8 protein-coding genes and 1 pseudogene are annotated in these 11657 nt (G+C 39.9%); 4 read left to right on the top strand and 5 right to left on the bottom strand.

Annotation, left to right across the window (positions count from 1 at the left end; genetic code table 11):
• Nucleotides 1-67: 67 nt before the first annotated feature.
• On the top strand, nt 68-1573 hold the full coding sequence (locus MKY64_RS15540) for a DUF6119 family protein (RefSeq protein ID WP_340954077.1): 1506 nt from the start codon (nt 68-70) through the stop codon (nt 1571-1573).
• A 268-nt stretch (nt 1574-1841) separates the two neighbouring features.
• Here the strand turns inward: MKY64_RS15540 and MKY64_RS15535 are convergent, their stop codons facing one another.
• The 4 genes and pseudogenes from MKY64_RS15535 to MKY64_RS15520 all read right to left on the bottom strand — a co-directional run.
• The gene (locus MKY64_RS15535; protein ID WP_081751133.1) at nt 1842-2705 is read right to left on the bottom strand and encodes an IS3 family transposase; all 864 of its coding nucleotides are present in this window, start codon (nt 2703-2705) and stop codon (nt 1842-1844) included.
• Nucleotides 2706-2716: 11 nt separating this feature from the next.
• Nucleotides 2717-3034: a transposase gene (locus MKY64_RS15530; RefSeq protein WP_036725045.1), complete on the bottom strand. Its 318-nt coding sequence runs from the start codon at nt 3032-3034 to the stop codon at nt 2717-2719.
• A 272-nt stretch (nt 3035-3306) separates the two neighbouring features.
• The gene (locus MKY64_RS15525) at nt 3307-3981 is read right to left on the bottom strand and encodes a hypothetical protein (protein WP_036725044.1); all 675 of its coding nucleotides are present in this window, start codon (nt 3979-3981) and stop codon (nt 3307-3309) included.
• Between the two features lie 521 nt (nt 3982-4502).
• Nucleotides 4503-4917 (bottom strand): annotated as a pseudogene (locus MKY64_RS15520) (IS110 family transposase); the annotation flags it as partial.
• A 208-nt stretch (nt 4918-5125) separates the two neighbouring features.
• Between MKY64_RS15520 and MKY64_RS15515 the strand changes: the two are divergent.
• Together MKY64_RS15515 and MKY64_RS15510 are read left to right on the top strand one after the other, a co-directional pair.
• Nucleotides 5126-8041, top strand: coding sequence for a hypothetical protein (locus tag MKY64_RS15515; protein ID WP_051477992.1), 2916 nt, complete (start codon nt 5126-5128; stop codon nt 8039-8041).
• A gap of 19 nt (nt 8042-8060) precedes the next feature.
• Nucleotides 8061-10082, top strand: a complete 2022-nt coding sequence (locus MKY64_RS15510) for a hypothetical protein (RefSeq protein ID WP_036725040.1) — start codon at nt 8061-8063, stop codon at nt 10080-10082.
• 363 nt (nt 10083-10445) lie between these two features.
• Here the strand turns inward: MKY64_RS15510 and MKY64_RS15505 are convergent, their stop codons facing one another.
• Entirely contained in the window at nt 10446-11156 is a 711-nt protein-coding gene (locus MKY64_RS15505) for a rhamnogalacturonan endolyase family protein (RefSeq protein ID WP_036725038.1), read from the bottom strand.
• 67 nt (nt 11157-11223) lie between these two features.
• Between MKY64_RS15505 and MKY64_RS15500 the strand changes: the two genes are divergently transcribed.
• Nucleotides 11224-11628, top strand: coding sequence for a hypothetical protein (locus MKY64_RS15500; protein WP_036725035.1), 405 nt, complete (start codon nt 11224-11226; stop codon nt 11626-11628).
• The last annotated feature ends 29 nt before the right edge of the window (nt 11629-11657 follow it).

Here is an 11657-nt window from a genome sequence, read left to right as displayed (position 1 = left end):
CTTTTTGTTTGTCTCTATTTAATGTAAAGGTTTAATGAACATAAAAAAACGATGAGGGTGGTTTAGAATGCCTAAATATAATATCTATAAAATTAAGGATGGCAACCGAGAAGCTTTACAAAGAAAACTTAGCACAGTAGGTTTAATTGCAAAAAATGAAAAACAAATTGGGGATTATACGGCCAAATTTTATTTTTCTGATAAACCTGATTTAGTCAAAATTTGGTGGGTTGATTTATATAAAGATTTCATAGACGTAAACGAACTTCCTAATAATGAGTTATACTTCGGAATACTATTATTAGTCAATAAAGAAATCTGTTATGCAATCAGCTTTGGTAAAGCGCATTTTTACCTTCGTGAATATTGTGATGGGGAATTTGGTTTAAATTTGGCCGAAAGAATTGTTGACGAAAACAATCTTAGAATAAAAAACTCCAAATTGTTTGGAGGAAGGCGATCTAAAAATATTATCTCTTATCAAGACAGGAGCCCGATTGAATATGATAGTGGAGAATCATTCCAATATATAAAAGCTAAAACAATTAATGCAGAGGATTGGGGAAGCGTAGTAAGCTTTGGTTCCTCAGTTTTATTTGATGTAAAAATATCTCCTTCAGAACTTGATAGATTTCTAGATTCTATAGAGCAGAAACTTAGTCAAACACCTATTCTTACACTACCAAGAGTAGAGGAGGTAAAAGATGTAGAGACTAAGCGGCGCTTGGATAGAGAGCTTGCTATATCGTTATTATCGAACACTACAACAGGTACGCTAGCTGAGGAGTTTTCTGTTTCAGGAGTCGACTTTGTCTTCAGTGAAAATAATCAATACGCATTCTTCTTGAAAGGAAATTCAAAACAAAGCGAACTGAAATTTGATGACTTGTCTTTAGAGCGTCTCACCCATTTCGTAACTGAAAATGGGATTGATTTGATTAATTCAATCAATGATATTCGTATTCAGATAAAAAGTGAAAATAGTAGAACTAGAAGCGAATCTTTAAAAAAAGTCTTAGATTATGTTGATGATGAAAGATATTGCTTAGTGAACGGAAAATGGCATCGATTTAACCAATCTTATATTAACTTTCTTCAAAAAGAGGTAAATAAAATACCAATACTACAGCATAATACAACGTTCCTTTCATCAAATATAAATGAAGATGATTTTAACAAGGGTAAGGTATGTGATGGTTATTTGAATTTTGATAAAGACTTTTCTTATATTGAAAAATACAAAATAGAGAAAATGGATCTCTACAAAGATAAGACACTGTATTTTGTGAAAATGGGTGAGCCTCAAAATCTAAGTTATGTAATTGACCAATCTTTAAATACTGTAAAAATACTTCAAAATAATGTGGATGATATCATTATAAATCAAATGAAGATTGAACCTGAAAATATGTGTCTTTGGCTTATCTTTGAGAGGAAAACAACATTGAAGAGATTGTCAGATCTCAGATCTCTTATATTTCTTATGAAATTAGTAGAATGGAAGCGTAATGTTATTGTAGCTGGTTACAAACCTACTATAAATATTGGTTATAAAGATCCAAAAACAATTTAGATCTCTTTTTATTCTCTTAATAAAAAAAGCATTTCTCCACATCTTCAGGGGAAGTGCTTTTTTTTGTGTGAAAATTTTAAAGTATAAAGTATAAATGTGTTTGTTTAGATTGAATGGGTAATTATATTATAATGAGATGTTTATTGCGATTAAAGAACTGCTCTCAAGAAGATCAAGATCTAATCCTGTTGAAAGTATTAAAGGAGCTATGCCATACGGGTAGAGTTTAATTTTATACTTCCTGGACTTCTGTCAAGAAAGTAGACTGTTACGCAACGGATTTTTTAGTGAATTGCTTAGCAAAGCGGGCGGGGGAAAGATACCCCAGTGAGCTGTGCATTCGCTTGCGATTGTAATAGAACTCAATGTATTGGAAAATAGCATCATATGCCTGTTCCGGGTTTTTGAAGCGCGGATTACAGTAGATGAGCTCTTTCTTTAAAATACTGTGCCAAGACTCAATGCAGGCGTTATCGTAACAGTTTCCTTTACGGCTCATGCTGGATTTCATGTGGTATGTCTTTAGTTGGTCGACATATTCTTTTGAGGTATATTGAGACCCTCGGTCAGAGTGGTGCAGTAGGCCCTCGCCGGGTCGCTTCGCCGTGTACGCCGCCTGCAGCGCGTCTAAGACCAGGCTCGTCTCCATATGGTTATACAGCCGCCACCCTACAATTTCTCGCGTGCATAGATCCATGACGCTAGCTGGGTATAAGCGACCTCCACGACAAGGGATATACGTGATGTCGGTGACCCATACGGTATTGGGCTTAAGCACCTTAAACTCTTGGTTCAGTGTGTTTGGTGCAATGGGATTATTATGCTTGGAATCGGTCGTCTGCACTCGGTATGGCTTAGATACAATAGAGCGGAGCTTCATTTCTCGCATGTACACACTCACTGTGCGTTCCGTGACCGTATAGCCTTCCTGATGCAGCAGGCGGGTGATCTTCGGACTTCCATACCGTTTTTGATGGTCGTCAAAATGGTACCGGATTCGCTCCATAACGGCAGCCTTGCGGAGGGCTTGCACACTGGCTTTGGCGTTCAGCCACTTGTAATATCCGCTCCTGGATACCTGTAGGGTACTGCACATCTTCTCCAAGCGAAACGCGGAGCGATGGTCCTTCATGAACTGGAATCTTAGTTCCTTGGTTTGCTGAAGATGTGCACTGCTTTTTTTACGATTGCCAATTCTTCCTCTGTATCGGCAAGTCGACTGTCTTTCTCTTGGAGCTGACGGCGCATCTCTTGGAGCTCGGCTTCGAGTTCCCGTACCCGATCCATACTGGCCACCGGTTCATTCTTTAGCTCCCGGTATTGCCCCATCCACTGGTGCAGCGTACTTTTCGGAATGTCCAGCTCTTGCGCGATGTCCCCTATGCTCTTCGTCTGCTCTTGAATGAACTTTACCGTTTGCTTCTTATATTCTTCGTTATACCGTTGTCGTTTTTCTCCCATAGGGATGCACCTCCGTTGCCCTTATTATCCCTCCGTCCGTTAACTGTCGTCTACTTTCAATTCTAATCCCATCCTTATCAGTTGTACATACATCTAGGCGGGTAAAGAGTAATATCTAGGAACATATTGAGCAGAGAACGATTTCAAAAACTTAAGTATTTTCGTTGTCAATTGAGAATTCTCGGTTGAAAAATTTATTAAGTAAGAATGAGAATAGCTGAACGTTTTCATAAAGCTAAAGCAACTAGGTACGAATATTGGGTTTATTAGCCTCATCTTTTTCCCCTGCGTTTTTTCACTTTCCGTAATCTTCTTTCATTCGTTTTCAGTATTCGTTCTGGCTCAAATGAACCATATGACTTCTGAAATCGGTTCATTCCCAATATCCACAAGACTGTTATTGCTGCGCTAAAAAGTAAGACCACTCTTAAGGAGGTCTGAAGGAATACAGGGAAATACTTTGTAGTGCTGTACATGACGTAGTAATTCCATAATAATGCTATTCCTTGATTACGGGTAAATCTATTTCGAATCTCTGATCCTATGCTTACGTCTTTTTGGAGCAGTTGAAATAATCCCATTAATAGAATGAGAGGGACAATAGGAAGAAGACCGCTGGCTTTCAAAATGAGCAAACAAATCAGATCAAGTCTGAATATCTGATTTATAATAGGGAAATTAGATTGTAATGCATCTGGTTCTCCGGTAATGAAACTGAGGATCGCATTTAAAATCGAGATGATTCCAGAGAAAGCAATGATTGGAGAAAGGATTTTTCGAGCGAGTGGTAGAAAAAGCCTTCTATCCCACTGAGCAGTAATCAACATCCGATCTTGAAATCGGGCCATTTTATTTCTTGCCCAAAGTATTTGTATTGCTGCTGAAGGGATCTTTATTGAGGGGGATTGATATGCTTTAGTCTTTTTCTTTTTTGTCTTCTTATTCATAGCTCTACCTCCAACGACTTTCCTATTATTACGGTAGCTTGTTTCCGGAGTTCCATCGAATGATAGATGAAGGTAAAGAAATATCTTTTAAAAGATGATGATGTTTCTTACGACTTAGCACTAGACATTTTGTTTAGTTCATGGTATGAGACTGGCCCTCTGTCAAGAGAGTAGACAGTCACGCAACGGATAGTGTAGTAAATTGTTTGCAAAAGGGGAGGGGAAAGGTAGCCCAGAGCTCCGTGCATTCGCTTACGGTTTATAGTAAAACTCAATGTCCTGGTAAATTGCATTGTAGGCTTGCTCAGTAGTTTTAAAACGAGGGTTATAGTAAATATGAGTTCCTTCTTTAAAATACTATGCCAGGACTCAATACAGGCGTTATCGTAACAGTTTCCTTAGCGAATCATGCTGGTTTCCATCTGGTACGTCTCCAACTGGTGGACGTATTCTTTAGAAGTAATAGCATAAGCGGCCTGTAAGGCGTCCAGAACCAGGCTGGTTTCCATGTGGGTATACAGCTTCCCGTTACGCACTAAATCGGCGATGACCTTAGCATCTTTATAGTCATTTTTCGTCTGTGAGTTGTCTTCCAGTTCTTTACTTTTGTGAACATGATGCGGATTGACTATGACGAGTGGAATTCCTTGCTGTCCCAAGTATTCAGCTAGGTTAAACCAGTAGTGTCCGGTGGGCTCAATGCCAAAGAGGAAGTCACTCTTGGCATGCTCTTGTTGAAGCTCCTTCATCCATTGAACCAGTTGTTCCAGCCCGGTACGGGTATTGGAGAACACTCAGCCCTCCCAGTTCGATCCCCCGAAAGTCGATGGCACGGGCCACGTGGGTTTCTTTAGCGATGTCTGCGCCTACGACAAGGGTCTTGTCAGAAATTCGTGTAATCCGTTGATTCTGTTTCTTTGATTGTTTATACTTCATGTTGAGTGCCTCCTGTGCTGGAATTTGTTCTTTGGTCGGAACGTTTCCCAGTATACAGTTGGCGCTTTTTTCTTTCAAACCTCGAATTAATTCATTACAGGAATGGCTCCTTATTCATTTGATTAATTCCAATTATCGAATAATGCCCCCAATTATGGAGACTATATTATGTGAGAAAATCTTAAACCATTTGGAGGTGCACTCAGCATTGGATAAAATAAAAAATCAAAATGACGTTTTCAAGTTCGTGGCATTACGTCCACCAACTGAGCCGAAGCAAAAGAATGGAAATTCTAGCCGTATCGTTGACTCAAGGCATTTAAATGAAACTCCAGTCGGCAAGTTAATTAATGAACTTGAGCCGAATTCACACATTGGACAAGTTCTTCCTCATGTAATGGAACTAGTTAATAAAAATAACTGGGGAAGTGAAATCCAAGGGGATAAAAAATTTAAAGTAATTGTGGCTGTAAGTCGTATCATAGAAAATCAAGTACGGATTTTTGAATCGGAAAAATTCCATAGACAAATTGAGAATGCGATTGGAGATTGTCCTAAAATATTTATCCAAAGCGATTACGCATTTAATTTACAGTGTAATTTATGGGATCGATTACATGCATTCTACCTCATTAACCGTGTTACTCCTGTAAACTTGGAAGGTCTTATGGAAGGCCTTAAATCATTCCATATCTTGGGTAAGTTAGCAAAAGATGATGAAATGGTGACCTTAGAAGATCTACAAGCAGCGTATAGGGGAGTAGTCGTTCTTCCTGAAGAGTTTGTTCGAATTGCACCTGAAAAAGTTGAAGGACAGTTACGTAGCAATGAAAAAAACACACGTAATCATACTATTCAAAAGCATATCTCTGCCCTTTGGGACAAGTATGTTGAGTTACATGAGGCAGCCGAAGAGATTCAAATGCTTCAGCCAATAATTGAACTGAAGCAAGAAGAACAGGAACTCGATCAAGAGAAACTCGATGAATTTCATGTAGCTAAAAATACAACTGAGAAGTCTAACCTGAAAAAAATATTATACCGCTCCTCATTTACTTTTGACCCAGCAGACCTTGAAGCTCTAAGTCAAACTGCTCGGGTCATGATCGAAAATAGTAAAAACTCTGATCAATTTAATAAGCCTCAGGTTCTTAAACGAATTCATGAAGAACTAGCTGCTGTGACTGAACAATTATATTACGAACCTCGCTTAATAGAGAAGGAAATTCCGGATGCTGCAAAAAAAATCCCAGGCACCATGATTTTTATGAATAGAAATTTTAATTTAGAATCACTGAAATCTATTCCCTCCCCCTCTGACTTCCCTTTTCCATGGTCAATCAGATCACAGATAAGACCTCTCGGTATTGGTGATCTCAAAGTTGTAAAACAGACGCTGGAACGTTACGTAGCCGGCGAAGTTGCTCATATTGAAAATGTCATGCAAGGGGAGTCGAAAGAACGAAAGCACCGACGATACGATCGGACAGAAGAATCGCTTACTATCGAATTGGAGAGTACGGAAGAAACCGAAAGAGACACGCAGTCTACAGATCGTTTTGAGTTGAAGAAAGAGGTTGAGAATACCATTCAAACAGACATGAAGGTTGATACAGGTATTACTGTAAGTTCCAGTTATGGTCCTGTTAAGTTTGGAGCACATGCTAATTTTGCATATAATCAATCAACAAGAGATAGTGCTCGAGTATCCTCGAATTTCTCGAAGGAAGTGCTTGACCGTTCCATAGCTAAGATCCAAAAGAAATCTCGCGAAGAGAGAATTACAAAAACAATACAAGAGGTTGAAGAAATAAACACACACAGTATCAACAATATAGGTACGGAAGGACACATTACAGGTGTGTATCGTTGGGTTGATAAACACTACAAAGCACAAATTTTCAACTATGGTAAGCGCATGATGTTTGAATTTGTCGTGCCAGAGCCTGCTGCGTTCTTTAAATATGCCCAAGCAAATAACTCGGGTAATGCAATAAATGTTACGAAACCCATTCCACTAGGTGAAATTACTGCCTCGGATATTAATGAATCGAACTATCTGATACTTAGCCGAAATTACAATGTTCAAGGAATAACACCACCACCTCCTAGCGAGCGAGTTGTTAGCTACGCTTTAGATAAGCATGGGTTACAAATGAAAGAAGGGTTCAGTCAATCCGTAAATGATTTAAAGCTACCTGAGGGATATTATGCAGAGACTGGTTTTGTCGCGTCGAGTGTAATTAAATACATGAATCCTGAGATTCTAAAGGATCAGTATTATATTGTTACTATTGGCAGGCTTGTTCAAGGATATTTCGATCAGCCAGTGATGGGTGGGTTTCTTAACAAAGAGGAAAATTTTTTACCTATTACTGTTAATACCATGAATATAGATAGCTACACGATTGTTGTTTCTGTTATTTGCCACATATCTTTAGAACATTTCAGACAGTGGCAGATTAAGACATTTGAACTAATTCAATCTGCCTATACAACCGCAATGGCTCAATATGAAGAAAAATTACGTGCTGCCGAAGCACGTCGTGGAGTTGTTATAACCGGCTATAACCCAAACACCAACCGGGATATCGAGCGTACAGAATTGAAAAAACATTCAATTAGTATGTTGACTGGACAACGTTATACAGAATTTAATGCTGTGAGTGGAAATCCACCTGAATTTGACCTTGTAGAAGCAGCATCAGAAGGAAGATTTATTCAGTTTTTTGAACAAGCTTTTGAATGGGAACAGATGACGTACCTATTTTATCCGTATTTTTGGGGACGTAAGGATAATTGGGCGACGGTATCAAATACCTATGATAATGATCCATTGTTTACAAAATTTCTTCAGGCCGGATCAGCTCGAATTGTGATTCCCGTACATCCAGCATACAACGAAGCAATACTTTACTACCTACAGACTGGTGAGTTGTGGAATGGTGGTGATGCTCCAGTCATTGACGATCCTCTCTACATCGGGCTCTGTGAAGAGTTAAGAGCAAAACAAGATGATCTTGAAAATGCTGTTCCTGAGGGCGATCCATGGACAGTTGTTTTACCAACAACACTGGTATGGTTACAAGCTGGCCCAGAACTACCTGACTATCGTCAACACTGATACTGCTTAAGGAGGAGCTATGGGAGAAATATTACGACATGCTGAGATATTTCACAATACTCTGGAGAAAATTGGTTTGTTACGTCCTGATGAAGAATACACCTACGTCGAACTTGGAAACTTTTTAACTGATATTTCTCAGTTCCGTGATCCATTCGCTCACATGTTAGCCAAGCGCACCATTTGGAATAAAGCAAAACGTTCAAACCGTTTTTTAGACATTTTGTCATCAATTCCAATTCTCGGCATATTGACCGATACCATTCTTGATGTTGTAGATGCGGATCAATGGCTTGATCAACTAATGGGTAAGTACGCACCTGTTAATTCTAGGTATGGGAAACTGGCCGAATATTTCGAGCACATCATGTTAGGTATTACCCATATGATCTTTTCAGATGATATCCCTAAGAAGGAAGCGTTAATATCCATGCTTCCAGCTCAGTTTCAGCAACTTGATCCAATACCAGCCGCCGAGATTGACAGAATTTATCGGAACTTCTTCACTCAGTACTATCCTCATGAACATTGTGATTACCCGCCTTACGTCTTGTCTGGGGAACAGCGTATTCTTAACAAGATGTACCAGCGAGGTAGTAGAGGGATAATCCAATTCGTTGAAGAATACATTCAACTATTGTCTGAAGAGTTAAGTAAACTTGAATTAGATTGGAAGGAAAAGCGGAATCTAACCAAAAAAAGTCCGGAGCGGCATGATATCCTTGTTGGCTTTGGGAAAGCTCTTCATACTGTGGAAGATTATTTCTTTCATACAAACTTTGTCGAGTTACACTTATGGAATACTAAACGTCGCCAATATTCCTCAGTAGAGCCCGAAGAAATATTTAAGGCTCGTTTTTCCAAGGATGCATTAAAGGCATATCGAAATTATCGAGGCTACAATGAGTATGGTACTGAGAATTCTGCTATTGACTCTGATGTAGGGAATCAGACACGCTGGCGCCGCAAACTTATGCGACGTCTACGATATCCCGTGTATGACTCCCAGAATCGCTTGAGTACTTCCGAATCCCTATCAAGTTTAAATCTAATTTATCCGGGTGGTTTTGAAAGCAAAGATATGTTTCATACTATGGCTGGGGCCCTCGAGAGTATGGAAGCACTATTAGCGGGATTTGATAAATTGGGGAGCGAAGTGCCAGCCGCGTTTCGTTCTAGTCTCGGACTTTCAACATCCGGGAGTCTCCGAGAAAGTGAACTTGTGCTTATTCGGACCTTGTTTAACAAAGAAGAGCGTACAAGATTGGATAATGACCCTGACTATCTAAAAAGCCAAATTGTCCGGCACGTTGAACAACTGAACTCTAATATATATGAGAAAAATATAGAGTACTTTCATAAATTGGGATTCCTGAACCAGCAGGCAGCTAACTCATTTAGCAAGGCGGTTACCCTTGACAAAGGGGTAGAGTCGTTGCACAGTCAAACACCAGGATGTAGCGGATTCTTGATTCAATTTCTTGCTGAAGCACAAGGTGAGTTAAATGACAGTCGACGAGAATCCATTCGTAAAGACTCTGAACATAATGGGACACCGAACGAGGGGAATGTGCTTGATGAACGTTCAGACAATGGTGCTTCTGGTGAAGCTGTAGGAACGCATACTCTTCTCTCAAAAGATACCCCCAAAAGCCAACCTTTACATGAAGATTCCGAGGTTTTAGGAAAGTTTGCTTCACTCGCAGTGGTCCGTCTTTTGCTAACCGAAATTAATGAAAACCGTGATAGCGGAACTGGTCTTGATTGGGATCGTATTCTCCGACACCTAATAAGGTTCCCCAGTGCTCGTCCAACAACTTGGGAAACACAAGCACTTAAATACTTCCGGCAGAGTGGAGTTAATCCAAATTATCAAGATATCTATGATCGGCCAGAATATCCCATAATTAGCGTATTCCACCAAGATCAGCGATTACTACAACGAAGAAATGGGAAGCGTCGAGAGGAAATGGAAATGATGTACGTTAAGCTTGAGGAGAAGGCGGATCGATATATGATGGTAAATATCATTCCCAAATAATCTTGAGTAAAAGCCAGATCATGTAATGCTTTTACAAAGGGGGCTCTTTACAAATGCCACTTAGATGAAGGGTCCTCAATCTGCTGCTTGGCTTATAGATAGAATGATATCTTCTTGTAGTTAAGCTATAACTTTAGGAGCTAACAGGATCCAGACCATGGAAAGCAGGCTACCTCCCTTTCAAAATTTCCTCATGTACATGGCATATTTAGTTTTTTATAAATTAAATGTTTATGTTTATACTTTTTTGCATGTAAAGTTCTTGTTTTTTAAAGGGAATGATTTGAAAAAAAGTATAATTGACTAGAAATAAGGAGTCTTACATAATTAAGACTCATCACAGAAAATACAATATAAGGGATATTACCTATAGATGGAAGGAGGGTGGGGAAACCAGATATGTAAAGATTCCAAACCTGCCTCTAGTTGTTGAGTTGTTGAGGTGTTTCTAGAAAGAAGGAAATCATACTCATGATCACCGTCAAAGTCTCCTACCCAGACGGCACGGACTTCACTATTTCCTTGTAGTGGAATAACGAATGCGGGTTGATTAGCAGAGTTAGCGGTCAGTGTATATACTGCACTGGCTTCTTGTTCTTGATCGCTGATAACTGGTTTTACATAGTATGTATTATTCTTGGTCTTATCAGCGGTTTTATCTGTAAAATTGGTTCCTTCTGTTAGAACTGTGCTGTTAAGTTTGATGGGAGTGTATCCAACGTCAGTAGCCGTAGAAGGTGCAGAGGCTGTACTATCTGTTGTGATGCGGTAAACGTTAAACCCAATATTTGCAGAATCAAGTGCCAGGAAACGCCAACTAACAAAGACACTATTCCCGTTGCGAACAGCAACTACACCTCTACCCAAATTTTCCATTGTTCTTGGAGCATTTGCTGCTTCAGTGGTGGTGGCACCGGGTAGTCCATTGAGGTTACCATTAAAATTAAGGTAACGCCAAAAATTAAAAATCTCCTCCCAAATCCTTTCATAACAATCATCCTCTCTGATGTTTGACCAGTAGGCCGATGCCGCCCATATTCTGAGTGCGCCGAAACCGCAAACTGCAGAATGCATTCGCCTACAGATGCGGTGGCTCCGTACCGAATTGAAACGCACAAATACTCGCAAAGAAGACCGTGAAATGGTCGAAAATTTTGAGCGCTACAGCCATGGATTTTGGGCAGGATTGTTTGCTTATTACGATACCTCCTACCTACCCAGAACAAATAATGACCACGAGCGCTTCTTCCGCCAGACCAAGACCCGTCACCGTCGAATGACGGGTCTGAGGAGTTGGAATCGCTATAATTGGCGTGGTGGCGAATTTGTGGTTTGGGTAGACGATGCCTTGAAGCAAAAGAACCTGCTAAACCGGCTCAGTGGTGTGAAGTATGAAGATTACCTCCATGAACGGAAGGGATGGGAATCCCGGCTGCAGGAAGGCACAAACCGCCTTCGCTTTCGCCGAGATCCCCATCTTTATTTAAGCCGACTTGAAAAAACGCATCTGTTCGTTAATTGGGCAGACGTAGTTTTTTTTTCGTAATTACGGCGTTTATTACAGACATTCAAGAA

This window comes from Paenibacillus sp. FSL R7-0210 (assembly GCF_038009085.1).
GTDB classification, from domain to species: domain Bacteria; phylum Bacillota; class Bacilli; order Paenibacillales; family Paenibacillaceae; genus Paenibacillus_AQ; species Paenibacillus_AQ silagei.
The sequence above is the reverse complement of the archived record's forward strand: the minus strand, read 5'-3'. Positions and strand labels throughout refer to the sequence as shown.

Bases quoted from the DNA above. Each gene is read 5' to 3' on its own strand.
- MKY64_RS15525 (WP_036725044.1), bottom strand. From the start codon at position 3,981: ATGAATAAGAAGACAAAAAAGAAAAAGACTAAAGCATATCAATCCCCC.
- MKY64_RS15510 (WP_036725040.1), top strand. From the start codon at position 8,061: ATGGGAGAAATATTACGACATGCTGAGATATTTCACAATACTCTGGAG.
- MKY64_RS15500 (WP_036725035.1), top strand. From the start codon at position 11,224: ATGGTCGAAAATTTTGAGCGCTACAGCCATGGATTTTGGGCAGGATTG.
- MKY64_RS15535 (WP_081751133.1), bottom strand. From the start codon at position 2,705: ATGAAGGACCATCGCTCCGCGTTTCGCTTGGAGAAGATGTGCAGTACC.
- MKY64_RS15530 (WP_036725045.1), bottom strand. From the start codon at position 3,034: ATGGGAGAAAAACGACAACGGTATAACGAAGAATATAAGAAGCAAACG.
- MKY64_RS15540 (WP_340954077.1), top strand. From the start codon at position 68: ATGCCTAAATATAATATCTATAAAATTAAGGATGGCAACCGAGAAGCT.
- MKY64_RS15505 (WP_036725038.1), bottom strand. From the start codon at position 11,156: ATGCATTCTGCAGTTTGCGGTTTCGGCGCACTCAGAATATGGGCGGCA.